The organism is Spiroplasma endosymbiont of Nebria brevicollis (assembly GCF_964030895.1).
Lineage (GTDB): Bacteria > Bacillota_I > Bacilli_A > Mycoplasmatales > VBWQ01 > Spiroplasma_E.
Genome location: NZ_OZ034986.1, coordinates 1,191,960 through 1,217,788, shown reverse-complemented (window position 1 = coordinate 1,217,788; position 25,829 = coordinate 1,191,960). Strand labels below are relative to the sequence as shown.

Genomic DNA, 25,829 nt, shown 5'->3' with positions numbered 1-25,829 from the left:
TTGCATTTAGCAAGTTATATTTATATTGAACCAGCCCCGTTTAATTTTTTTTTACAAGTTTTAAAATTTATGTTACTCGCCCAAAAAATGAAAAAAATAAAACAGCAACTGCTCACTGAAAGTGGCAGTGCTGTTAAATAAAAAACTAATTACAGTATGTCCCCCAAAACGGGTCTATATATACTAGTTGCCAATCCGCTCCCACCCCAAGGATTACCATTATTAATGGTTAGTATATTTTGTTAGGTATCACTCTACTTTTTATTTCAACATGCAAGTCCACATGCTAGCCACTATTTTTAACAACTGTGTTATGGTTCACTATTTTATGTTCCTAACACGTGTTGATAATAGTGATAAAGACGGTTATAAAATTTGCAAATTTTACAATTACAAAAAAAGACGATACTTATTTCTCGTCTTTTTGTGAATTTTGATATAGATTGTAATGAGGGTTAGCAAGGAATCTATTTATAAAAATGATGAGTTATCGACATCTTTGCCACGCTCCCAAAAATGAAAACTATCAAAAGATTTTTATAGAACTTTTAATAAAAATTTTTTAAATTTTAAAGATTTGTATATTAATTTTAAAGATGCTATTAATAAAATAAAAAGATTGGGTTTAGAAGATAATGAAACAAATCAACTTATTGAAGCAATAATTTCAACTTATATAGATAAAAAATCATTAGATAATAATTTTAAAGATTTAAACAATGAAATTAAAAGTGCAGTCACACAATTAAGTGAATTTATTATACCTTTTATTAATAATGAATTTGAAATGTTAAAAGAAAATGTAGAAGGTATAATAATAAAAATTGAAAAAGAAATAGCATTATTCAATGTTCAAATGTTATATTGTTATGAACATAAACACTCTTTTAGAAAAAAATATTTATTCAGTCTAGTAAATATAAAATTTATATAAGATAAAGCAAATATTATGTTAATATTAAAGTAAAAAGTTAGTAATTTACAATTTTTATTACGAAAGGATAATCATATGCCAAACATTCATTTTAAACAAACTTTCATTCGCGATGCTGTTCATAAAAATATTAACATTAGTGCTCCTGTCATTAAAGCGCTTGTCGGATGCAAAGAATTTCAAAGATTAAGATGAATTAGTCAACTTGGAGGAGCTCAAATTGTTTTTCCTAGCGCTACTCATACGAGATTTGGACATAGCCTTGGTGTTTATCATATCTTAAATCGAGTTCTTAATGAAGTCACTGGTTCTGAACAGATTAGTAATGAAGAAAAAATAAGTATCAAAATTGCTGGTTTATTACATGATTTAGGCCATGGTCCTTTTTCTCATAGTTTTGAAAAAATATTAAATCTTAATAATGTTAATGAGCATCAATTTACTCATGAACAATATACTTGTGATATTATTAAAGATAGCAATACTGAAATTAATAGCATTTTAAAAAAATTTAAAATTGATGTTGATACTATTATTGGCATTATTAAAAAGAACTATCTTAACCATCCTAAATATCAAATTCAATTAGTATCTTCGCAATTAGATTGTGATCGTATTGATTATCTAATGCGTGATGGTTATTTCACAGGTGTTAATTTTGGAAGTATTGATTTAGAATGAATTATAACTAGTATGATTATTGATGTTAAAGTTGGATTAACTTTTTCTCAAAAAGCTATTTCTGCTATTGAAAACTATTTAATAACTAGATTTCATATGTATTCACAAGTCTACTATCATAAAAGTGGAATTGTCTTTGATAGTTATTTACAACAATTATTTAGTCGTTTAACAACATTGCATAATGATAAGAATTATAATTTCACAATTAATGTTGATGAATTTATGCCAATTTTTACAGGTAACAAGATTAATATTACTGCTTATTTAAGTTGAACTGATGCTACCATTATCAAATTATTACAAGATATTATTTTGTTAGAACAAGATAGTGTATTGCTAGATATTGCTAAAACTATTCTCTTTTGTCACGAATGACAAGAACAACTAGATTTACTAAAAATTAATGTTACTACCACCGATAAAGGTTTTAAACGAAGATTAAATAATGTACTTTATGATTTGACTAAAGACCCTATTTTAATTAAAACTACTAATGGTAAATATGTGCCTTTAGAAAAACTTTCACAAATTTTACAAAGTCCCACTAAAATTCAAACTACTACTTATTTCTTAAAAAGAAAATAAGTAGTTATTACTAACTACTTATACTTATTGTTAATACTTAAATCTTCTATCTTATAAGTATCTATTAAATTATACACGCACTTTTTTGTTTTAAAACAAAATTTTCTATAATTTATATGAATAATTATATTAAAATTATCAAATTAAAGTTAATAATAAATACTATTGTAAAGAGGTTATCATGAATATTAGAACCACAGTTCAAAAATTTTTATTAAAACCCCAAGTTTTAGATTTAACACCTGGTGATTTTTATCTTAAAGCTCAAGAATATGATTTGGAAACTCAAGAACTAGTTATTGTTCTAGGTGTGTTAATTAATAAAGAAAAACTAGATGGTGCAATTAAAACTTTAAATCTAACGTGAGAAAATAATGACGAAAAAATAATTACTTTTTTTGCTATTTTTGCTTTTCTTTTTATTGGTACAGAATATAATGATTTGAAATCAATTAAAAGCAATATTCCTCATTTAGACAATAAAATATTACAAACCAAATTTGAAGAGGTGTTAACAATTGTTATTAAACATTTACCACGTACACTTCATTTAACTAGTGTGCTTGGTAATGATAATGATCGTGCTAATATGTATGCTGTCAATGCTATTTTAAATATTAAAAAAGGCATGGGTTACAATAACTTTCATATTATTTTATTTTCTGTTTATCAATCATTAGAATTGAAATTAAAACATTGTTTACGCAAATATATCCAAGTTGAAGCTTCGGCCAAAAAGAAAAAATTTAATTTTCACAACTTAGTACGTTTAATTAAACTTATTAGTACGACAAGAGTTGAAGATGAGAATATGAGTAATATTCTTTTAAATCTTCGTGAACGTTTGCGTTACTTTGAACAAATTAATCCAGGTGGTCAAGCAGCGCGTTATGAAGCCGATGATAATCATAGTTATTTTAGTAATTTAACATCAGACATTATTAATGAACAAGAGTTATTAACAAATTTTGTGCAAGGCCTGAGTTTACTACAAGAATTATATTTAAAACTAATTGAGTTATATGATATTGAAGAACAACATCAAGAGCAAATAACACAAAAAAATATTGATGTTGAATTAGCAAAAGTATCAGGAATTAGTAAATTTGATGTTCCACATAAAGTAAATGAAAAACTACGGAATGTTTTAGATAATCAAATATTTGGTAACTATCAAGAATTAATTAATTTAAGTTATGATGATGTTGCCATCTTGGAATTTTTAATTAGAATTGGATTTATGCAGTATGTTAACAATGCTATTGAACAACTTTTGTAAAAAAAACTTTATTTTTATTATTTAATGTGATATAAACTGAAATTATAAGTATAATAAAGAAATTGCATATTGAGAAAGGAGTTTAAATGTTTTATGAATAGTTATGTCATTAATGAATTAACAAATATTGTTAAAGATGCACTAGTTAATACTAAATATGAAATAGATCAAAATCTAATTGTCGTTGAAATTAACAAAAATAGTGCATTAAGTGATTATGCTACTCCCATTGCCATGGTGTTGGCTAAGAAGTATAAACAAAGACCATTGGACATTGCTCAAACTTTGGTTAAACATATTCATCAAAAATATCCATTAATTAAAAAAATTGATTTTGTTGCCCCTGGCTTTATTAATATTGATATTAATCCTGCAGTCTTTAGCGTTTTATTAATGAAAATTATTAAAGAAAAATCTAATTATGGTCGTGGTGAAAAAAAGAATATTATTTTCAATGTTGAATTTATTAGTGCTAATCCCACAGGTTTATTACACTTAGGTCATGCCAGAAATGGTGCCATCGGTGATAGTTTATCTAATATTTTAGCGTTACGTGGCTATGATGTTATTCGTGAATATTATATTAATGATGCAGGTAAACAAATTAGTGTATTAGCTAATTCTATTTATGTTAACTATCAAAATCTTTGTGGTGCTAAATTAGAATTACCTGAAGAAAGTTATCGTGGTACTGAAATTCAAGATGCAACTGTCGCTTTTAAAAAAGAACATGGTATTGAATATTATAAAAAACCTTTTACAGCTCCTGCAAGTTTAATATTTCAAATGTTTGGTATTAAGTATATGTTAAACGAAATTAAAAAGGATTTAAAAAAATTCAATATTAAAATGGATAAATGATTTTCTGAATTAACTTTATACCAAAATAACATTATTCCTAATTTAATTAAGAAGTTAGAAGAACAAGGACATACCTATTTATTAGATGATGGCCTATTCTTAAAAACCACACCTTTTGGTGATGATAAAGATCGTGTTATTGTTAAAAAAGATGGTAGTTATACTTATATGTTACCTGACTTAGCATATCACCATGTTAAATATCAACGTAGTGATTTACTAATTAATGTTTGAGGAGCTGACCACTATGGGTACATTCATCGTATTAAAGCAGGATTAACAATGATTGGTCATAATGCTAACAATTTAGATATTTTATGTATGCAAATGGTAAAAGTTATTGACAATGGTAAAGAACAAAAAATGTCAAAACGGGCTGGAACAGCAATTACTTTACGTAATATGTTAGACATTATTGGTGTTGATGCTTTACGATATTTCATGGTTTCACGAAGTATTGAATCGCCATTAGACATTGAATTAGAAGTTGCTAAAAAACAAACAACTGATAATCCAGTTTTCTATGCCCAATATGTTCATGCACGAATTAATCAAATTATTAAAAACCAACCTAACTTTAAGATTGTTAATGAAATTAATTTATTAACTAACCATAAAGAAAAAGAATTATTAATAACTCTCGATGAGTATGTATTAGTTTTACAAAGAATTGAAAACCAACATCAACCCCATTTATTAACTAATTACATTCAAAAATTAGCAAAATTATTTCATTCGTACTATAATGAATACAAAGTTATTGTGCAAGATGAACCTCTAATAACAGCACAAAGATTAACCTTAGTTTTAGCAATAAAACAAATTATGGCCAACGCCCTAAATTTAATTGGCGTAAAGGCACCAGAAAAAATGTAAAAAATGTATTTTTTTATAATTTATGATATACAATGTAGAAGGTGATTAGACCATGCAAAAAAAACCAACATTAGTTGAAGAAGCGTATAAATTTTTATGCAAAAATAAAAAGGCTGATTTGAAAGAAATTTTAAAACACGTTAAAAAGCAATGTAATATTGCCAAAGAAGATGAAGAAAAAGCTGGTGGTGATTTATACACTGCCATGATTTTTGATCCTAATTTTTTCTTAAAAAATGATAAAATCTGATATCCTCGTAGTGAAGTTTCACAAGAAGAAATCAAAGAACAAATGACAAGAATTGATTTGCCAACAAATAAAGATGATACCAGTGAGATGACTATTGATTTAATAATAACGACAGACCTAACTAAAACATTAGATGATGAAGAATTTGATGAAGATGATACCATTGGTATTAAAATAGTCGAAGACAACTATGATGAGTAATATAAATTATATTACTCATATTAACATTTAGGAGAAAAATAACTATGAATCCAAAATATATATTTATTACTGGTGGTGTTGTTTCATCACTAGGAAAGGGTATTACTGCTGCTTCAATAGCAAGAATTTTAAAACAAAAAGATATTAAGATTTTCATGCAAAAATTTGATCCATATATCAATGTTGATCCAGGTACTATGAGTCCTTATCAACATGGTGAAGTATATGTGACTGGTGATGGTGCTGAAACTGATCTTGACTTGGGCCATTATGAACGTTTTATTGATGAAAATCTAACTAAAGATTCTAACATTACTACTGGCAAGGTTTATCAGCGAGTTTTACAAAAAGAACGTGATGGATTTTATGAAGGAAAAACAGTTCAAGTCGTACCTCATATTACCGATGAAATTAAAAATCATATTTTTAAATCTGCTGAAAATAGTAAAGCCGATGTTATTATTACTGAAATTGGTGGAACCGTTGGTGATATTGAATCATTAGCTTTTGTTGAAGCCATTAGACAAGTACGTAATGAAAAAGGTCATGATAATGTGATTGTTATTCATACTACTTTAATTCCTTATTTACATGCGGTTGGTGAATTTAAAACTAAACCAAGTCAACATTCAGTTAAGGAATTATTATCATTAGGAATTCAACCTGATATTTTAGTTTGTCGTAGTGAATTTATGCCGCCAAATCATATATTTGATAAATTATCATTGTTCTGTAATATTAAACGTGCTAATGTTTTAGCAATTCCTGATTGTGATAATATTTATAAAGTGCCATTATCATTAGCACACCAAAAAGCCGACGTTGTAATTTCTGAATTATTAAATTTAAATAAAACTAAACCTGATATGAAAGAATGACAATCGGTAATTAAAAAATTAGAAACTATGAATCATGAAGTTACTATCGGGATTATTGCTAAGTATGCTAATTTAAGCGATGCTTATTTATCAGTAATTGAATCATTAAAAATTGCTGGTTATAACCTTAACACCAAAATTAGTTATAAAATTATTAATGCTGAAACATTGGATAGTAAAAACTTAAAAGCAATTTTAAGTCCGTTTCAAGCATTAGTAGTGCCTGGTGGTTTTGGTATTCGTGGTGTCGAAGGTAAAATCCTTTCCATTAATTATGCTAGAATTAATAAAATCCCATTTTTAGGATTATGTTTAGGGATGCAATTGGCTTGTATTGAATATGCTCGAAATGTATGCAACTTAGAAGACGCTCATTCTACTGAATTTAATGAGAAAACTAAAAATCCGATTTTTGATTTACTACGTGGTAAAACTAAAACTGACCAAATTGGTGGGACATTACGTTTAGGAAATTATCCAACCACATTAGTTGATGGTTCATTAGCAAAAACACTTTATAAACAAACAGTAGTTATTGAACGTCATCGTCATCGCTATGAATTCAATAATGAATATAAAACATTTTTAGCAGAAAAAGGTTTAATTTTTAGTGGAACGTATGTAAAAGAAAACTTAGTAGAAGTAATTGAACTACCAACCAAAGTTCATCCTTACTTTATTGCTAGTCAATATCACCCTGAATTTACTTCACGAATTAACAAACCAAATCCTTTATTTTTGGGATTAATTAAAAGTATTATTAACAAATAAAATATTAAATAAAGATTCTGTATATAAAATTGTTATAATTTTTATGAAATATATATTCACATTAATCTCATGGAGGAAGAAAATGATAAAATTCGTTAGTGCAACAAGCATGATTAACAAAGCCAAAGCAGGTAAATATGCTGTAGCTCATTTTAACATTAATAACTTAGAATGAACAAGATCAATCTTAGAAATAGCGCAAGAAACTAATTCACCAGTAATTATTGGTGTTTCAGAAGGTGCTATGAAATACATGGGTGGGTATAAAACTGTTCACGATATGGTATTTGCTTTATTAAATGATTTAAAAATTACTGTGCCTGTTGCGTTACATTTAGACCACGGTCAATCAGTAGAATCATGTAAGAAAGCTTTGGATGCTGGATTTAGTTCTGTTATGTTTGATGGTTCACATTTAGAATTTAATGACAATGTAAAAGGAACAAAAGGAGTAGTAGCATATGCTAAAAAAACTCATGCTTCAGTAGAAGCAGAAGCTGGAACTATTGGTGGTGAAGAAGATGGTGTAATTGGTAGTGGTGAAATTGCTAGTGAAGAAGACTGTATGGCACTTGCTAACCTAGGTATTGATTTCCTTGCTGCTGGAATTGGAAATATTCATGGTAAATATCCTGCTAAATGATCTGGATTGAAATTTGATGTGTTAGAAAAACTATCTGTTGCCTCTAAAAAACCAATGGTATTACATGGTGGTTCAGGAATTCCTAAAGACCAAGTGTTAAAAGCTATTAGTTTAGGAATTAGCAAAATTAATGTTAACACTGAACTCCAAGAAGTATTTGCTTTTGCGACTGAGAAATATGTTAACTCTGGAAAGTTAAAAGAAGATAAAGGTTTTGACCCAAGAAAAATTTTTAAACCAGGAATGGAAGCTATTAAAACTAAAGCCAAGGAATTACTAACTGAATTTGGTTCATTAGGAAAAGCATAATTATAAATAATTAGTGAAAGGGTTAACTCTTATTCAAAGTTAACCTTTTTGTGCATAAAATAAGTGTTCGTTTAAAATGTGTATATAATTTAAAGTAAGATAAAACAAGGGGGTAAGATGATATGAAAAAAACTTTAAAAATATTATCAGCAATTGGTTTGACGACACCATTATCAGTTAGTGTTATAGCCTTGTGGTCCTGATAATGTTAAACCACCATCAATAGTAAAATCACCACATTTAACAGATTTAGGGTTTCCTACTCATGAAGTATACCCACTATCTGCAACTACTGCTATTTTTAAGTCTACTACTCATGGTGAAGCTTGATTTTTTGATAGTTCTAAATCAGCAGGAAGTCAGAAAACAGATTTAAGTAAATTTATAAATAATTTTTTTCGTCTTAGTGACAAAACAGGCATATTTTTGGACAGTACAACAGCTCCTGCTAATAATACTTGATTTTTTGATCTCTTACTACTGGATCACCAGTAGTTACTGATTTAAAACAAAATTTAAATATTCAAAATGCTGAAGACAACTGCGATTGTTAAGTCTGCTTCATCAAGATTGTTATTTTTTAATGTTGCTAATCTTACAACTACACCTCTTGTAGAATTAGATCCAACTAATCCTGCTTTAGTTGATTTTTATGCTCTTTCAGAAACAACAGATAATAAAACATTTTATTTTCAGTATAAATAATTTATAATTCAGGTAAATAAAAAATTATATCCTTAAATTTTATTTTACGGGTATAATTTTATGTTTGTGGTTTGATAAATATAATATATTAAGAACAATAGTTTATCCAACTATATATTTTTTTAAATATCTCAAACATGGAAGTTTGATTTACTATCAATTACTTGATAGATTTGTTTATCATTTAAGACATCTATAATCACTTCGACTTTGATAGCAACTTTAGCATCTTGCATATGACCACCAATGACCTTAAAATTATCGTCACCAATGATAGTGTGGCAGTGAATAATAGGGTGTCATACTTTCTTTATCTCAACAAATAGTGCCTGTTCCTGAAAGTAATTCTCATTGGTTTTGAAATGTTTTTCACACATACTCATTATACTTTTAGGTGGTACATATCCTAAAGTGACATCAGTAATAGAACCAATCATTTGAAATTGGGCCATTCCAATTTTTTCACTATTAGCAAATTAGCTTAACATCTCAATAATCATTTCATCTTTTTCGATAATTAAAGCATATTTATTACCTAACATTTTTTTAATTTTCATATTTATTACCTCACTCTAGAAATTATCTTTATCTATTGTAACACACACATTTAGAATAGAAAATTTATTTATTCAACTGTTAATCTAAGAGGAAAAAGTCACCCTTTTCCCCTTGACTTCAAAACCCAACGTGAAACTTTCATTTCATTGGGCTCCTCTATAATTTGGTGCTTGTCATACATACTTTTTGTGTAAGTAATTATAACAATATACGTGCAGTAAAGATAAATTCTCATACATGTTATTCTTTTTATTTAAATCTTTATGATGAATTTCTAATTTATCATCACTTTTAAATCAAAGATTACAATTATTACATTTACTTTGTTGTAACTTCAATAAATTTGTTATTATTTTTGGTTTTCCTAGCACTTTTCTTTAAACGATTACCCCAGTAAACTCAATCACCATCATATGGGGATTTAGTTCCTTGTACTTTGATATGTCGTTTAATAACATGCTCACTATGTCAAATAAGGTATGCTGTGTTATTTGTCATAAATCGCCAGTTATCATTCCCTAATGTTTTAAAGTACTTTTTCTTAACTCAAATTTTGCCTTTTTTTGGATGCCTAAATACTGCTCATTTTCAGAGTTTTTTGTACATTAAACTATCTAGTAAAGAAAAAGTTGCTTTGGAAACTGCTGAAGAAAAATATTGGCTTCAACCCCTAATAATGGGATTTAATTCTTTTATTACTTCTGCTTGTGTTGCTCCAAGTTTACTTTTAAGTCTATGTTTTAGTTTTATAGACTGTTGTTTTATGGAATTTTTACTTGGTTTGATTAATAACTTGTAACCTTTCTTGTTATTTTTCGTTGCATAGTGTCTTATTGAAAATCCAAGAAAATCAAATCCTGATTTTTCCCCATTAAAAGTATGGGTAATTCTTGTTTTAGATTTATTTAGTTCTAAACCAATAGTTTTTAACCATTTTTCCACTAGGATTTTTGCTTTAAGAATAATTTCTTTACTTTCATGTATTATCACAAAATCATCAGCATAGGGAATTATACTAATGTTGTGTTGAGCCGTTTTATGTGTCGCCTTTCCATTTTTCTTTTTCAAATATTGAAACAGTTCATCAGCTAGGGTTTCTTTAATGTGACTCTCTAAACCATGTAGTGCAATACAAGCAAGTAGTGGTGAAATTGCCCCGCCTTGAATTGTACCTGTCTCTGTGGATTTGAACTTTCTGTTTTCCATTATTCCTGCTTTTAACCAACCTTTTATAATTTTCTTAAAGGTTGGTGTAGTATTAAGTTTCCCTAATAGAGTTTCTTGATTTATGTTATCGAAACATGCAGAAATATCAGCATCTAAAACATACGCTGTTTTTCTGTTAAGAGCATTAAATATGGCTTCTATGGCATCATGACATGTTCTGCCAAGTCTAAAACCATAGGTGTTAGGTTCAAATTTTGCTTCTAACTCTGGTTCTAGTGCCATTTTCATCAGTGTTTCTTTTACTCTATCAGTAATAGTAGGTATACCTAATGGTCTTTTTCCTGTTTTATCAGGTTTTGGAATTCAAACGCGCCTTGTTGGTTTTGCTTTCTCTCTTATATTTAGAGAATATGCTAGTTGTAATCTTTCTTTTTGATTAAGATTTGCTTTTCCATCAATTCCTGCCGTTTTCTTTCCTTTATTATCTTGGGTTACTTTTCTAACGGCTAGTAATTTAGCACTAATTGAATTTAATAATAATCTTTGAAGTTTATGTACTTTGTTAATATTTTTACATTTTTCAGCTTGATAAATTCGTTTTTGTAACTTAAAAATATCCTTTTCCAACTTTGGTCAAGGAATATTTTTTCATTCATACCTAACAATTTCTTGTTGGTTCATAACATTTGTATTACTGTTCACGACTTTACCTTCCAAACTAAAGTGTCTATGTCTGCATATCCCAAACATTACTTTGGGCATTGGCTTTTAGACAATCCTTCCACATAAATGTATACGGTTGGCACCTGCTTATTATAAACTAAGAGCATTTATGTGGTTATCCCGTTCCATAATTTTGTTTCCCATCAAAACTTAGATTCCTACTATTTGCCGGAAACTGAGAACATCAAAAATCAAGATAGATAAACTTGATTTCTCTTACGTTTCAATACCATTTTGGTGTATGCGTAACAGCCTTTTCGCATATTATTGTTAACGACAATTCGAACATAGGTTTCTTGCGTAATCATATTTGGCTTTGCTTGCGGTGGTATTATTATTAGGCTAAATGAGTTCCCGCTTTTGTCTCATGCTTGCACCCTAAAGGTTGCCAATCTTTAAAATGTGAGACATGCTTTATCTCTGATGTCTAGAGAAAAGGGAATTGAACCCTTACAAAATTACGACTTTCGGGTCGCACTATCTAACCGATCCCATTCTTTTATATACAAAATTACAGTTAAAATTTAAAAAAATTAGAAAAAAATAACATCTATAGTTTATTATTAAATTAGGATATAATTTTTAAACATTAGAATGGAGAAAAAGCATGGATAGAAATAACCCAAAAAAAGGAAAAATATATATACCCATAGCCCAGAAGACATAGAAGCTGCTCTTGAAAGATGAAGCAAAGGGACGTTAAAATATTCATCCTTAGGTAATTATGATCTGACAAAGCCCGAAATTAAAAAATATGCAGGAGAACATGATTGTTTACACAAACTTAAAATAGTGTAGGGACAAAAAAGGAAAGAAACCACCAGAAGAATGAGGAGAATATTTTCGAAGATGAAACAAAGGGAAATTAAAATATTCATCCTTAAATAAGCATGTGCCAAGCAACGTAATTGAAAAATATGCAGAAGAACATGGTTGTTTAAATGAATTTAAACAAGCCAGGAAAATTGAAAACAATAATAGGAACCAAAGAAGAAAAAAAGCACTTTCAATTAAAGCAAATTCCGAACAATTAAATTCAAGAAGGATAATAAATGATTCAATGCCAGATAATTTATCATTACATACTAATGATAATGATTTAAATAAACCATCTACTTCTTCACAAAATCAAACTGTTTATACTTCAGGTGTAAATTGGCATAAAGTACCTACTGTTTTAAGAGAAATATCTGAAACAAAATATCCAGAACAATATGAACTGAATATGAAATCATTCAATACACCCTTATTCCCACGCGCAAATGAAGACTGTGGTGAAAATGAACAAGCAATAAACAGTTTGGGATCAATAGAAAAATTAATAAGCAATATAAATCTTGACAAATCAAATCCAAGAATAATAAATTATTCAATGTCAGATAATTTATATTTATCTAATGATAATAATTTAAATGAACCATCTACTTCTTCACAAAATCAAACTGTTTATACTTCAGCAGGTGTAGATGGGCATAAATCTACTGAAAGTAACAAAAATGATGATCATTTATTTAAAAAATTAAAATTAAAACTAATTAAACATCATTCAGAACTTCCACCAATGACTAAAACGCCATCTATGAAAGAGTGCTCTTTTAAACAACCTGTACTTGCTTCTTACAACAGTGGAGATAGTGTTAAAGTTGCAAAATTAGTCCAAAAAGTTCAAGAAGAAAAACAAAAAACTCAAGAAAAAACAATTCCAAAACGCAGAAATGTTCTTTAATTTTGTAGAAAAGTAGTGGGATTACTGATTACTTAAAACAACTATTAGCAGAAGATAGTGAAAAAAATAGTACTATAAGTAATATAGAACCATTTACCAATTGATTAGTTCCAGAAGAAAAGTCATTAGTAGAACCTACAGAAAAGTATGGAGTTTTATGATTTAAAATTATCAAATAATAAAACTATTGATTGAAATGAAGATGCAGTAATTAAAAAAAGAAAAATTGAAGAAAAAGAATCGTCAGAATCAAACAAAAAATTAAAATTTAATTTAGCGAGTTGTTAGTTCTTTATTTGATTAGGCTCTTAAACTAAGTATGTGAAAGGTAAAACCTGAGTAATAAATTTCATAGTTTATGTGTCTGATTTTTATTATTCCTGAATTATAAAATTAAATCGTTTAAATAACTGAAAAAGATACTATCTTTGATAATTTGTTAGTATAATAAATTTAAGTTTTATTATTATAAAGTTAAGGAAGTGATAACGTTGAAAACAGAAACGTTAGTAGTTGCTATTGGTAATGACCATACTGCTTATGAATTTAAATTACCAATTATTGAATATTTAACAACAGCGGGTTATGAAATATTAGATCTTGGTGCTAATAATTGTGAACCAGTCGATTATCCTGATTTTGGACAAGCCGTGGGACAAGCACTTATTGATAAAAAAGCTAATTTTGGTATTGTTATTTGTGGTACAGGTATTGGCATAAGCATTGCTGCTAATCGAATTCATGGCGTTAGATGTGCGCTATGTTATGAAGAAGAAACAGTTAGAATGGCACGACTGCATAATGATGCCAATGTCTTAGCAATGGGCGCACGAATTATTGCAAGTCATAAAGCTGTGGAATTAGTAAAAGTATTTTTAACAACTAAAACTAGTACCCAAACAAGACATAAGGTAAGAATTAAAAAATTAAATTAAGATAAGGAAGTAATTATAAATGGATAAATCTTTTACCAAGGGACTTGACCCAGAAATTAAAAAAGTTATTGAACAAGAATTAAATCGTCAACAACATCATGTGGAGTTAATTGCTTCAGAAAACTACGTATCACCAGCAGTTTTAGATATTGCTGGAACCATTCTAACTAATAAATATGCCGAAGGTTATCCTAATGCTCGTTATTACAATGGTTGTGAATTTGTTGATAAAATTGAAAACTTAGCTATTGAACGTTTTAAGAAATTATTTGATTGTCAACATAAACCAGGGGCATGTAAGAAAGGTAACTTTCACGCTAATGTGCAACCTCATGCTGGCAGTCAAGCTAACGCTGAAGCTTATGCTGCTATTTTAAAACCAGGAGATACCATTTTAGGAATGGAACTTGATGCTGGTGGTCACTTAACTCACGGTTACAAAATTAATTTCTCAGGTAAAACTTATCATGGCGTTGGTTATGGTGTCAATAAAGATGAATTACTAGATTATGACGAAATCTTAAAAATTGCTAAAGCATGTAAACCACAAGTTATTGTGGCTGGTGCTAGTGCTTATTCTCGAAAAATTGATTGATCTAAATTTCGCAAAATTGCAGATGAAGTTGGAGCATACTTAATGGTTGACATGGCTCACATTGCTGGCTTAATTGCCACAGGGTTACATCAAAATCCTATTTGTTATGCTGATATTACTACAACAACAACTCATAAAACATTGCGAGGGCCACGTGGTGGCGCCATTCTTTGTACAGAAGTTTTAAAAAAGAAAGTTGACAGTGCTGTTTTTCCTGGTAACCAAGGTGGACCATTGGAACATATTATTGCTGCTAAAGCACAAGCGTTCTATGAAGCATTACAACCTGAATTTAAGGTTTATCAACAACAAGTAATAAGGAATGCTCAAGCCTTAGCAAAAACATTTTATGCTGCTGGTTTCCATGTTGTTGCAGATGGTACAGATAATCATTTATTAACTATTAATGTTACTACTATTAATGGTTTAAATGGTGCAGTTGCTGTTAATATTTTAGAAAAAATTAACATTGTTGCTAATAAAAATGGTGTACCATTTGATAAATTGCCACCAATTACTACGAGTGGTGTTCGATTTGGTAGTCCTGCTATGACAACAAGAGGCTTTAAAGAAAAAGAATTTATTGAATTGGCAAATATTATTATTAAAGCATGGAAATTACCAAAAGGAATTGAAGATAATGGTTTACATGACTTACGAAAAGAAGTAGATGATTTATTAAAAAAATTCCCAATTTATGAAGGTATGGAATTACCAAAATAAAATAGTACTTTACTAGATTAAGTAACACAATTCAATTAAGTAACACAATTCACCGCAAGATAATTTATTAATTATTTTGTTTTTTGTGTTATGATTAGTTTGTTAGTAAAAATATATAAAATTATTAAAAATGGTTGGAGTTTTATATATGCAAGAAAATTTTTATATTAAAAAAGTTTATTATGGTGCTTATGTAAAAAATATAATTTTACCTATGAGTGCTATATTAAATAATAAACGTAATGAAGTTGGTATTAAAAATTTAGGTATTAATGATAAAAAGTTACGTAATAGTACTATTCGTACTAAAACAAAATTAATACATAAAGCGTATCATAATTTTTATAATTCAAAGATTTTAAGTTTTGTTACTTTAACTTATGCTGATAATATGCAAGATATTAACAAAGCAAAACATGATATTGCTATATTCTTTAAACGTTTAAAGCGTTGATGAGATGACCCTAAGCGTTCCAAATATTTAGGTGAATTAAAATATATGTATGTTTATGAATATCAAAAACGTGGTGCTATTCATTTTCATATATTATTTAATAGAAAAATATATAAAAGTATGTTACCACAATGATGACCATTTGGTTTTAATGATGTAAGAGTTGTTCAAAAAGGTACTAATGAAAATATAGTTAAGTATTTAAGCAAATATGTTGTAAAAGTACAAAATGATATAAAATCTCAAAATCAGTATGATTTAGGTGTGCGTGCTTATGCTTTTTCTCGTAATTGTTCTAATCCAAAAGTGATTAAAGGTCAAAAAATAATGTTATATCAACGTTTAATTGATGCTTCTGTTAATGCTTTACATACACAATTTTTTAAAAAGAAAATTGATAATTTGGGTCGTACTATACTTTTTGGTGGTAGTTTTGATACTACTGTTTTTGGTGATAATTTTAAAGATTATGATGAATATGTCTCAATTGATAGTATTAGGTTTAGAAATGCAATTAAACGTGTACCAAGAATTTTACATTAAATTTATTTTTTTTCTTTTTTATATTATAATTATTTTATTAAAAAGAAAGGTAGAAAAGTTAAACATAATGAATTTTTTTGATATTAAAAAAGAGAATGGATTAGTATTGATAATTATGTTGATGTAATCAAAAAAGATTTGGATATTAAAGAAAAATTGGATTTACATGTTGCAAAGTTAGATAATGACTGTATTATTTGTTATGAAATTTTATTAAAATTATCAAAAGAAAATGTGATTTTTTATTCTTTTAGTTGCTCCTTTATCTATGTTATTTTGATTAACATTAATTTTGTGTTTTTATTTTTTTGTTTGTAGTAAATGGTAATTTAATTGAATTATTTTAATAATATAACTTGTATATATATAAATGGTTAATAGCAAAGATGTAAAATTTTACCAACCATTTAACTTTATGTTTTTGCTTTTTTTTGTTGCTTTTTTATTTTTTTATGTTATATTATTAACTAATTAGTAATGTTAATTACCCGCATTATTAATCTAGGTATTATGATTTTAATATCTTAAATGGTTAGAGGTTAATAAAATTTTATTTTTTATGTCAATTGACAAAAATTAGAAGTAATGAAGTAATTAAAGATGAGAAAAGTGGTAAGTCCAAAAATTATGATGTACTTACTTTTTCGCCTTTTTATATTACTGATAAAGGTATTAAAATATCAAGTGGTGAAAAATCTAAGGATAAATGAGTTTTACATGATAGTGAATTATTTACTAAACTTTCTAAAATGAATTTAAGTCTTGGTTCTTATTATGATATTGCTAAAAATATGATTAAACATGTTAAGTATAATGATTTTGATGATTGGGCAACAATTCCATGAAATTCTGCTTATTTTGATGTTGACCAACCAGATTTAAAATTAGTTTCTGGTGAAATTATAGGTGGTTTTGGTAATCATTTGAATATTGATTACCAAAGTGATGTTGTTGGTGTTCAAAAGAAATTAATTGATGTTGGAACTGGCGTTTATGATTTTAATAGAAATCAATTAGATGATATTTCACGTATTATGTTTAATCATAATTTTGTTGAATATGGTAAAACAAATTGTTTTATGGTTTATAATTTAAACCGCGAAGATAAACCTTTAAATTTACGTTTTGAATTAAATTTTGAAATTGATAAACCATTAAGTTTTTATATTCAAGGGTTTATGTTTTATTTTAAATTAGTTATCGTTGTTCTTATGATGATGTTTTTAAATTTAATCAATTAAATACTAATTATGCTTTTAAAGAGAATGATATGGTTGTTTTAGATGAATTAGGTTTAAAGATTAATAGTAACGATTTGTCACCTGAATTTAAAGAAACACAAGAAAGTTTGGGTATGTTTTGTAAATTAATAGGTCATAATTTTAACGGAATAATGTATATGATTGAACAACACCCTGATAGAATACCAGAACAAGCACGTGAAAAAGTAGAATATATTGTTCAAGTTAAGAGAATGCGTATTTTATTATTTTTAGTTAAGTTTAAATTAAATATTTATACTAATGTTGATGATTATAATAAAATTGTTTTGTCTAAAAGACAAACTAAGAAAATAATTAAAAAGGGTGGTTTTCCGCCAAGTTATAGTGGTGAAACTATGACTTTTAGTTTATGACTTCCTAGGTCTTATTTACAAAAGTATAATAGTCGTGCTTTAAATTATATTCATTCCTTAAAAGGTGAATTAAGTAATGTTAAAGAATATGACCAATCACAAGGTTTAGATTTCACTGTTGATGATATTAAAGCAAGTTGGGTTAGATAAGTTGGATAATATATTACAGACTGAAAAAAAAGAAATTGATAATACTGCATGCCGTGTTTGTTATTATAGAGATTTACATTCTAAAAAAAATAAAAAAAATGTTAAAATAAAATAACCTCATATTAATGGTCGGTGCCAACCAGAACCTTGGTTGGTTGGCCGTGGGGTTTACCCCACTACTGGGGTGAGTTGCGAAGCAACGAGGGGCAAAGCCCCTACTACTTGAGACTAAATATAGTTTTTTACTCATTGCTTTAATTATAAAGTAAATGGGTTTTTTATTTTTAAAGGAGGAAAAATATGAAGAAGGAAAATATGAAAGATAAACCTTTATTAAAAGAAGTTTTAAGAAATAATTTTTTAAATAGATGACTATACTCAGATCTTAAAAAAGACTTAGAGAGTAAATTATTAACAATAAATGGATTAATATCAAATTATTATAAGCCGAAGTTTTTTCCTTTAATATTTACCAAAATAGAAGAACTTTTTTCTTATAAATATAATAAAGAAATGTCATTAATTGATAATATTTCTTCAATTAATGAAAAAATAAAAAGAGTTAATAATTTTATTCAATATGAATCTTTACTTGAAGATTTAGTAAAATGAATTACTGAACAATGTGGTATACAATATGAATCAATAATTAAAACTAAAGACATTTTTGATACTGATGAAGATGAAGAAGAGCATCCACCTCAATTCTTTCAAGTTGAATCAGAAAGTGATTCTAGTTCAACAGTACCTCTTTCAAATGAAGTCAATTGTGAATCTGAAAAATCTCCAGATACAGATAATTTTGAAACAGTAAAAAAAGTAACGGAAAGTATAGAATTACCGCCACTAGAATTGCCAAACTGGAAGCAACCGAAAATTGTAATTCATGTATGATAGTTTAAATCAAGAAATTTTAAAGGGTTTAGTTAATACCATTACTAGTTTATAATAGCTTTGGTGCGAAATAATACTCAGAATAATAAAAAATAATCAGTCTTTGTATTAAAAAGACTGATTATTGAACTTAATTATTTTTTAAACTATCTTTTCTTTTCAAGATTTTATTATTGAGTTTGACAATAGTTGTTTTAATATTATTGTAATAAATAAAGATGAAGGTAAATAATAAGACACTAACTGCTCCCATTGTTATACCAATGGTAAAAAATACAAATGGATTAGCATTAATATCATTAAATAATTTATAGAAAGCAAAACCTAAATGAATGAGAATAATTACAGGAATGACAATTAAATATAAGTATTTAAATCATTTATGTCATTTGATAGCAGAATATTTATTATTAAATTCAGCAAGTTCATCCAACTAAATGAGGACATAATTTTATTGGAAATCAACTAATAAAATTGATTGAAAAATGATAACACAAGGTATTTTTTATTAATTAAAAGGCACCAACTAATTCAAAGATACCAATTATCATTTGTCAAATGCCAGCAATGATCAAGCAACTAAAACACTATATAACACACAACAACTGTTTGTAAAAAACCAAAGAATGTACCTGAAGTTTTAGTTAAGTCAGTAAAAAAAGAGTTCATAGAACTCTTTTTTCGTATATACCAATAATATTTTAACGCTTTGAAAATTGGGGTGCTTTACGAGCAGCTTTTAAACCATATTTTTTACGTTCTTTTTTACGTGCATCACGAGTTAATAATCCGAATTGACGTAATAATATTCTATAATCTTCTGATACTTTCACTAAAGCATTTGATAATGCTAAACGTGCAGCACCAGATTGACCAGTTCTTCCTCCACCTTCAACTTTAATATTGATTTCAAAACTTTCTAAAGTGTTAGTTACTTTTAAAGGTAATAACATATCTTGAACTAGGATTTCTTGCTCTAGATACTTTATTGGTTCTAAACCATTAATTAAGATCTTTGTTTGACCACTGTTTTTTAAGTGCACACGTGCAGTTGACGTTTTACGTCCACCTGAACTTGAATAAGTTACGGGTTTGTTAGATGTTGTCATAAAAGTCTACTCCTCTTGGCCTAGTGTTAAAACTTCAGGGTTTTGGGCTTGGTGTTGGTGTTGGTCTTGATTATAAACATGAAGATGTGTAAATTGTTTACGACCTAAAGTAGTGCTTGGAAGCATACCTTTAATAGCTATTTCTACTAATTCAGAAGCATTTTTAGCAATCATACTTTGGGCATTACGTGTACGTAACCCTCCAGGAAATTGTGAGTGATTGTAATACTTCTTGTCTTGTAGTTTATTACCAGTTAATTTAATTTTGTTAGCGTTAATAATAATAATATAATCTCCACAATCAAGATGAGGTGTGAATGAAGGTTTATTTTTACCACGCAATATCATTGCAACTTTAGTTGCAAGACGTCCTAAAACTAAACCGTTGGCATCAATAACATATCATTTTTTTTCAATGTTCTTGAAATTCATTGTTGTTTGACGCATATTTTTCTCCTTACAGTGTAATTTTACCGGGACTACATTGCTTAAAGCATTAATAATTATATATAATATTAAGAACAAAAACAAGGATAATTGTCAATTTTAATACAAATATTTTTAAATTAGTTGGTATCTAGTAACACTAAGTGAATTATATCGTAAAATCAGCAATATTTTACATTTTTAACTTTAGAATGTGCCCTTTTTTTAATAAAAAATACCTTGTGTTATCATTTTTCAATCAATTTTATTAGTTGATTTCCAATAAAATTATGCCCTCATTTAGTTGGATGAACAGAATCAAAGAAAAAATAATTGTCAATATTTTCAGGCTTAACATCAGGGTTATATTTTGGTGTTAAAGTACCAGTTTTTAATAACTGTTTAAAATCAGTAGTTACTGCATTGTCAGTAATATTGCGATTAGGATCTTGTTTAAAAGCACTTATTGCTTGATTCATACCATTAAGTAAACTATAACTTTTAATAGAATTATTATATTTTGCATTTAAATTATTAATCATTACTGTTCATTTATCATTAAACATGTTAACTAATTCTTTAACTCTTGAACTTTTTGTTGTGTCTTTGTTAAACATAGGAATTGTACTAACATCAGGCAAATTAGCAACTAAAATATGATTTTCACCCTTAGTAATTAATTTTTCTAATGCTGTTTTTTCATTAAAAATAGCATTATTAATAATAATGTTTTGCTCGAAATCAAAATCTTTTGTCATTGCATAAATAATATCATTACCGCCAATTTCTAAAAAGATTTTATCATTTTCTTGTACTGGATGTTGATCTAATAAAGCATTAACCTGGGCATTAATATCAAATTTATTAATAAATATTCCTTGTGCATCAGTACGTAAACTAGATTGTGTACCACCAACGGCATAATTGTTGCCTACTTGTTGATGTGTTTTAAGTACTAAATCATTGAATTTTCAGCCAGGTGTTAATTTAACTCCTAATTTATCTGCTACAATTTGTGCAGCAACATGACCATTTGAAAATGAATTATTATAATATGGAGCTTCTAATTTTACTTCTTTAATATTGGGAAACAGTAAACTACTTGCTTGAAAAAATTGTGTTCCAGCACCAGCTAAGGCTCCTGTATCTGATAGACTATCTCCTAAAACATAAAGATTAGTGTTGATAGTTGTTTTATTATTAATAGTGTTAGTAATGATTGGTGTACTCACTAATACCGTTGTAATAAGTTCTAAAAGAGATTTCATACTTTTTCATCTCATTTCTATCTTCTTTGTAAATATCTAAAAAGTAATATTTACTAATTTATGATATTACACTATATTTAATATTAAAAGTGTTAATTTTTATTATATACTTATAATAGTAAAAGAAAAGAAAATAATTTCAAAGGAAAGAGAGGAAGTTATATGCCACTTACTTCATGAGCATTTATTTATTTAAGCCCTGGTTTCAATGAACAAAATAATAGTTTTAAAACTAAAGTTGGACCATGTCAATTTCAAATTATTGGTTTAAATGTTAATGATAAAGCACTAACAATCAATATTGCTAAACGCTTACTATCTCAGAAGGGGGTACAAACCATTGAGTTATGTGGGGGCTTTGGACCACAGTGGGTTGCTAAGATTAGTGAGGCTATTGATAATAAAATTCCAGTTGGCGGGGTTATGTATGGTCCTGAGTTTCGTAAGTCTTTATATGAGTTAATGAATTTTAATACATAAATTATATTAGGGTAGGGTAACTTAAGATAAATAACTAGGTAATTTTTTAGTAAAAAAACTATTTAATAATTCTCAATCTCAAGTACGATTATTCTTTGGTGTATAATAGATTGTATAAAAAACGTATGGCTAAGGGAAATAGAACCCCAATTGATACTGTTAAAAATGCAGGTTTAATTAGAAAAAGCAATGAAAAATATTAAGTAACAAAAGACACCAGAATATGTGGTGTCTTGTTTTGTATTAAGGAAAGGGAGATGTTCAAAGTTATATAGTTTATTGGATATTACTGGAAAGTTTCTAGCAATAATTGGCTCTGAGTAGAATATAAGAGATGCATTATCTCTGATCTCTAGAGAAGAGAGAATTTAACTCTCACAAAATTACGACTATCTAACTCATGGCAACAAACGTTTTTTAAATGCTTGTTTTCCTTATTTATTATTTAATAATTTAATTTCGTTAAAATAATGATATATAGTAATATAGTAAACAAACTTTTAATAAAGGAAATGATAACATGTTTAAACTCGTAGCCCCATATCAACCAACTGGTGATCAACCTGCTGCTATTAAAGAATTAGTAGTGGGTATTAATAAAAAGATTAAACACCAAGTCTTATTAGGCGCCACAGGAACTGGTAAAACTTTTACAATGGCTAATGTAATTGTTCAAGTTCAAAAGCCAACATTAATTTTAGTTCATAATAAAACTTTAGCTATGCAACTGTATGGAGAATTAAAAACTTTTTTTCCTGAAAATCGGGTTGAATATTTTGTTTCATATTTCGATTTTTACCAACCCGAAGCCTATTTACCAAAAACTGATACTTATATTGATAAAAATTCTAAACAAAATCAAGAAATTGAAATGTTACGACTAAGTGCACTAAATGGACTTTCTACTAGTAAAGATGTCATTGTTGTCGCATCAGTAGCTGCTATTTATGGTGAACAAGAACCAGCAGAATATAAAAATAACTTTTTTGAATTACGCAAAGGTCAAGCAATTAATCGTAAAGATTTACTTTTAAAATTAATCAAAAATGGTTATGTTCGCAATGATACTACTTTAGACCCAGGAAGTTTTAGTGTAAAAGGCGATTTAATTAAATTAGCACCATCATGAAATGACCAATACTATTTACGTATTAGTTTATTTGGTGATGAAATTGAAGAAATTGCCCGCATTGATACTTTAGGAGCAAATGTTTTAGAACGTTTCCCTTTTGTTACAATTTTCCCTGCTCAAAACTATATTACTAGTAAAAATCGTGTCGATAAAGCCATTGTTAAAATAAGCGAAGAATTAAAAGTGACATTAGCGCAATTAAAAGCAGATAATATGTTGGTAGAAGCCCAACGTTTAGAACAACGTACTAATCATGATTTAGAAGCATTAACTGAATTTGGAATTTGTAGCGGAATTGAAAACTATTCTCGCCATATCGAAGGACGACTAGCTGGGACATCACCTTTTACGTTAATTGATTTTTTTCCTGATGATTTTTTAACTATTATTGATGAGTCACATATGACCATCCCCCAAATACGTGGTATGTATAATACTGATCGCAGTAGAAAAGAAACACTAGTTAAATATGGATTTCGTTTACCTAGTGCTATGGATAACAGGCCACTAAACTTTAATGAATTTTCTAATAAGTTAAAACAAATCATTTATACATCAGCAACGCCAGCCGATTATGAATTGGAATTAATTAAAGATGAGCCTGCACCATTTAATGTTCCTATCCAGCAAGTTATTCGCCCCACAGGATTATTAGATCCAACCATTGAAGTTAAACCACCAGCTAATCAAATTGATGATATTATTACACAAATTAAAGCTCGTATTAAAAATAATGAACGTGTTTTTATTACGACATTAACTATTAGAATGGCTGAAGAGTTAACTAACTTTTTACAAGAAAAGAAAATTAAAGTGGCATATATTCACAATGAACTAAAAACTTTAGAGCGAACGAAAGTGTTATTAGATTTACGAAAAGGGGTATTTGATGCGATTGTTGGAATTAATTTATTACGAGAAGGCTTGGATGTACCTGAAGTTTCATTAATTTGTATTCTTGATGCTGATAAAAGTGGGTTCTTACGCAATACTAAATCTTTAATTCAAACCATCGGAAGAGCTGCGAGAAATGTTAATGGTCATGTTATATTATATGGTGATTTTGTTACTGATGCTATGACACAAGCGATGAATGAAACTAAAAGAAGACGAGAGATTCAAATTGCTTACAATAAAAAACACAATATTACTCCCATTACTGTAAAAAAACCGTTAAGTGAAATTGTGAGTACCAGAGAATTGGATAATGATTTGAAACTATTGAATGCTAGTAAGGGAAAAGCCAAAATTACTGCTAAAACCAAAATTATTGCTGATTTACACGTGGAGATGTTACAAGCAGCAAAAGATTTAGAATTTGAAAAAGCAGCAGCATTACGTGATTTAATCTTGAATATTGAAAGTGATAAATAAATGATCGGAGATAAAATTTATGAAAAAATATGGATACTTTAATAGTAAGACTGGATTAATTGAAATCATTGTTGAAAATGAACAATTAGTTAACCTTAGTTTTGTTGAGAAACCACAATTTGTTAATAGAAAAGATGATATAGTAATTGCTAACTGTTTACAACAGTTAGCAATGTACTTTGATAAAAAATTAACTAAGTTTTCACTACCAATGGTATTGAAGGGAACACCGTTTCAAGAATTAGTATGAAGCAAAACTTGTGCTATTTCCTATGGTACTACATTAACTTATGAACAATTGGCTATTAATATTGGTCATCCTAAAGCAGTGCGTGCTGTGGGAACTGCATTGGGCAAAAATCTAGTTGCTATTATTGTACCTTGTCATCGTGTAGTTAGTAAAAATAAAAATATTATTAATTATCGTTATGGTGCTGATATTAAAACATTTTTATTGAATTTAGAGAAATTATAGTCCATTAGTACTAGTAGTGGGGTTATTTTCTTGCATTGTTGGTGTATCATGGTCAGCACATATACTTTGTAAAACGGATTTTTGTTCAAGATTATTGTTTATTACCATTCGACCTTCTGTGTAAAAATTAACTAAACTTTTTTTAAAGACTAAGCGTACTAATTGCTCAATAGCAAAATCTTGTTGTGAATTTTTTCTTTCCAAAGTTTTTGTTGGTAGTGCAATGTTTTCTCTAGTTATTTTACAGTCTAAATTTGAATAGGTGATCATATATTGTTACTCCTTTTCGAAATTTTGACATAAAAAATCCCTAAATATAACAAGATGTTATAATTAGAACTTAAAGTCTAATCTTATTTTTAGTATTTACTATTAATAATAAATACTATAAGTGTTTAAATATAATCATTAAATTCATTTTTTTAGGTTAATAATTATCGGTAAAATGTTCCGTATATAGTATAATTAAACAAGAATGAAAAGTA

Annotated in this window: 26 protein-coding genes and 1 pseudogene; 19 read left to right on the top strand and 8 right to left on the bottom strand. The window is 27.9% G+C overall.

Going from position 1 to position 25,829, the window contains the following annotated elements:
* Positions 1-448: 448 nt before the first annotated feature.
* From AAHM98_RS07135 to fba, 7 genes are all read left to right on the top strand, one after another.
* On the top strand, positions 449-934 hold the full coding sequence (locus tag AAHM98_RS07135) for a hypothetical protein (RefSeq protein ID WP_342276165.1): 486 nt from the start codon (positions 449-451) through the stop codon (positions 932-934).
* A 75-nt stretch (positions 935-1,009) separates the two neighbouring features.
* A complete protein-coding gene (locus AAHM98_RS07130; RefSeq protein ID WP_342276164.1) occupies positions 1,010-2,203 on the top strand; it encodes an HD domain-containing protein in 1,194 nt (397 codons plus the stop codon).
* Positions 2,204-2,384: 181 nt separating this feature from the next.
* Complete coding sequence (locus AAHM98_RS07125; RefSeq protein WP_342276163.1) at positions 2,385-3,482, top strand: hypothetical protein; 1,098 nt, start codon at positions 2,385-2,387, stop codon at positions 3,480-3,482.
* A 93-nt stretch (positions 3,483-3,575) separates the two neighbouring features.
* Positions 3,576-5,219: an arginine--tRNA ligase gene (argS, locus tag AAHM98_RS07120; RefSeq protein ID WP_342276162.1), complete on the top strand. Its 1,644-nt coding sequence runs from the start codon at positions 3,576-3,578 to the stop codon at positions 5,217-5,219.
* 52 nt (positions 5,220-5,271) lie between these two features.
* On the top strand, positions 5,272-5,670 hold the full coding sequence (locus AAHM98_RS07115) for a hypothetical protein (RefSeq protein ID WP_342276161.1): 399 nt from the start codon (positions 5,272-5,274) through the stop codon (positions 5,668-5,670).
* Between the two features lie 44 nt (positions 5,671-5,714).
* Positions 5,715-7,319: a CTP synthase gene (locus tag AAHM98_RS07110; RefSeq protein WP_342276160.1), complete on the top strand. Its 1,605-nt coding sequence runs from the start codon at positions 5,715-5,717 to the stop codon at positions 7,317-7,319.
* An 82-nt stretch (positions 7,320-7,401) separates the two neighbouring features.
* A complete protein-coding gene (fba, locus tag AAHM98_RS07105; protein WP_342276159.1) occupies positions 7,402-8,271 on the top strand; it encodes a class II fructose-1,6-bisphosphate aldolase in 870 nt (289 codons plus the stop codon).
* A gap of 170 nt (positions 8,272-8,441) precedes the next feature.
* On the opposite strand, the gene AAHM98_RS07100 is transcribed toward fba, so the two are convergent.
* Positions 8,442-8,684, bottom strand: coding sequence for a hypothetical protein (locus AAHM98_RS07100; protein ID WP_342276158.1), 243 nt, complete (start codon positions 8,682-8,684; stop codon positions 8,442-8,444).
* Positions 8,685-8,799: 115 nt separating this feature from the next.
* Between AAHM98_RS07100 and AAHM98_RS07095 the strand changes: the two genes are divergently transcribed.
* Positions 8,800-8,976, top strand: coding sequence for a hypothetical protein (locus AAHM98_RS07095; RefSeq protein ID WP_342276157.1), 177 nt, complete (start codon positions 8,800-8,802; stop codon positions 8,974-8,976).
* A 122-nt stretch (positions 8,977-9,098) separates the two neighbouring features.
* On the opposite strand, the pseudogene AAHM98_RS07090 reads toward AAHM98_RS07095, so the two are convergent.
* Positions 9,099-9,440, bottom strand: a pseudogene (locus AAHM98_RS07090) (PCC domain-containing protein); the annotation flags it as partial.
* 412 nt (positions 9,441-9,852) lie between these two features.
* Entirely contained in the window at positions 9,853-11,403 is a 1,551-nt protein-coding gene (gene ltrA, locus AAHM98_RS07085; RefSeq protein ID WP_342276156.1) for a group II intron reverse transcriptase/maturase, read from the bottom strand.
* A 913-nt stretch (positions 11,404-12,316) separates the two neighbouring features.
* Between ltrA and AAHM98_RS07080 the strand changes: the two genes are divergently transcribed.
* From AAHM98_RS07080 to AAHM98_RS07045, 8 genes are all read left to right on the top strand, one after another.
* Positions 12,317-13,150, top strand: coding sequence for a hypothetical protein (locus AAHM98_RS07080; protein ID WP_342276155.1), 834 nt, complete (start codon positions 12,317-12,319; stop codon positions 13,148-13,150).
* A gap of 147 nt (positions 13,151-13,297) precedes the next feature.
* On the top strand, positions 13,298-13,438 hold the full coding sequence (locus tag AAHM98_RS07075; protein WP_342276154.1) for a hypothetical protein: 141 nt from the start codon (positions 13,298-13,300) through the stop codon (positions 13,436-13,438).
* Positions 13,439-13,641: 203 nt separating this feature from the next.
* On the top strand, positions 13,642-14,085 hold the full coding sequence (rpiB, locus tag AAHM98_RS07070) for a ribose 5-phosphate isomerase B (RefSeq protein WP_342276153.1): 444 nt from the start codon (positions 13,642-13,644) through the stop codon (positions 14,083-14,085).
* 19 nt (positions 14,086-14,104) lie between these two features.
* Positions 14,105-15,403 carry a serine hydroxymethyltransferase gene (gene glyA, locus AAHM98_RS07065; protein ID WP_342276152.1) on the top strand — a complete coding sequence of 433 codons (1,299 nt, stop codon included), beginning with the start codon at positions 14,105-14,107 and terminating at the stop codon, positions 15,401-15,403.
* Positions 15,404-15,551: 148 nt separating this feature from the next.
* Entirely contained in the window at positions 15,552-16,400 is an 849-nt protein-coding gene (locus AAHM98_RS07060; protein WP_342276151.1) for a rolling circle replication-associated protein, read from the top strand.
* A gap of 566 nt (positions 16,401-16,966) precedes the next feature.
* On the top strand, positions 16,967-17,641 hold the full coding sequence (locus AAHM98_RS07055; protein ID WP_342276150.1) for a hypothetical protein: 675 nt from the start codon (positions 16,967-16,969) through the stop codon (positions 17,639-17,641).
* A 29-nt stretch (positions 17,642-17,670) separates the two neighbouring features.
* On the top strand, positions 17,671-18,186 hold the full coding sequence (locus AAHM98_RS07050; RefSeq protein WP_342276149.1) for a hypothetical protein: 516 nt from the start codon (positions 17,671-17,673) through the stop codon (positions 18,184-18,186).
* Positions 18,187-18,486: 300 nt separating this feature from the next.
* Positions 18,487-19,083, top strand: a complete 597-nt coding sequence (locus AAHM98_RS07045) for a hypothetical protein (protein ID WP_342276148.1) — start codon at positions 18,487-18,489, stop codon at positions 19,081-19,083.
* Positions 19,084-19,210: 127 nt separating this feature from the next.
* Here the strand turns inward: AAHM98_RS07045 and AAHM98_RS07040 are convergent, their stop codons facing one another.
* The 4 genes from AAHM98_RS07040 to AAHM98_RS07025 all read right to left on the bottom strand — a co-directional run bounded on the left by AAHM98_RS07040 (position 19,211) and on the right by AAHM98_RS07025 (position 21,898).
* Positions 19,211-19,513, bottom strand: a complete 303-nt coding sequence (locus AAHM98_RS07040) for a hypothetical protein (protein WP_342276147.1) — start codon at positions 19,511-19,513, stop codon at positions 19,211-19,213.
* Positions 19,514-19,781: 268 nt separating this feature from the next.
* Complete coding sequence (rpsI, locus tag AAHM98_RS07035; protein ID WP_342276146.1) at positions 19,782-20,189, bottom strand: 30S ribosomal protein S9; 408 nt, start codon at positions 20,187-20,189, stop codon at positions 19,782-19,784.
* Between the two features lie 6 nt (positions 20,190-20,195).
* Positions 20,196-20,636: a 50S ribosomal protein L13 gene (rplM, locus tag AAHM98_RS07030; protein ID WP_342276145.1), complete on the bottom strand. Its 441-nt coding sequence runs from the start codon at positions 20,634-20,636 to the stop codon at positions 20,196-20,198.
* Positions 20,637-20,860: 224 nt separating this feature from the next.
* Positions 20,861-21,898 carry an SGNH/GDSL hydrolase family protein gene (locus AAHM98_RS07025; protein ID WP_342276144.1) on the bottom strand — a complete coding sequence of 346 codons (1,038 nt, stop codon included), beginning with the start codon at positions 21,896-21,898 and terminating at the stop codon, positions 20,861-20,863.
* A 147-nt stretch (positions 21,899-22,045) separates the two neighbouring features.
* Here AAHM98_RS07025 and AAHM98_RS07020 point away from each other — a divergent pair, with 147 nt between their 5' ends.
* The 3 genes from AAHM98_RS07020 (at position 22,046) to AAHM98_RS07010 (ending at position 25,344) form a co-directional block, all read left to right on the top strand.
* Positions 22,046-22,363, top strand: a complete 318-nt coding sequence (locus AAHM98_RS07020) for a DUF6506 family protein (RefSeq protein ID WP_342276143.1) — start codon at positions 22,046-22,048, stop codon at positions 22,361-22,363.
* Between the two features lie 520 nt (positions 22,364-22,883).
* Entirely contained in the window at positions 22,884-24,869 is a 1,986-nt protein-coding gene (gene uvrB / locus AAHM98_RS07015; protein WP_342276142.1) for an excinuclease ABC subunit UvrB, read from the top strand.
* A gap of 19 nt (positions 24,870-24,888) precedes the next feature.
* On the top strand, positions 24,889-25,344 hold the full coding sequence (locus tag AAHM98_RS07010) for a methylated-DNA--[protein]-cysteine S-methyltransferase (RefSeq protein ID WP_342276141.1): 456 nt from the start codon (positions 24,889-24,891) through the stop codon (positions 25,342-25,344).
* Here AAHM98_RS07010 and AAHM98_RS07005 read toward each other — a convergent pair.
* Entirely contained in the window at positions 25,339-25,614 is a 276-nt protein-coding gene (locus AAHM98_RS07005; protein ID WP_342276140.1) for a hypothetical protein, read from the bottom strand. The genes AAHM98_RS07010 and AAHM98_RS07005 overlap by 6 nt on opposite strands.
* Positions 25,615-25,829 lie beyond the last annotated feature (215 nt).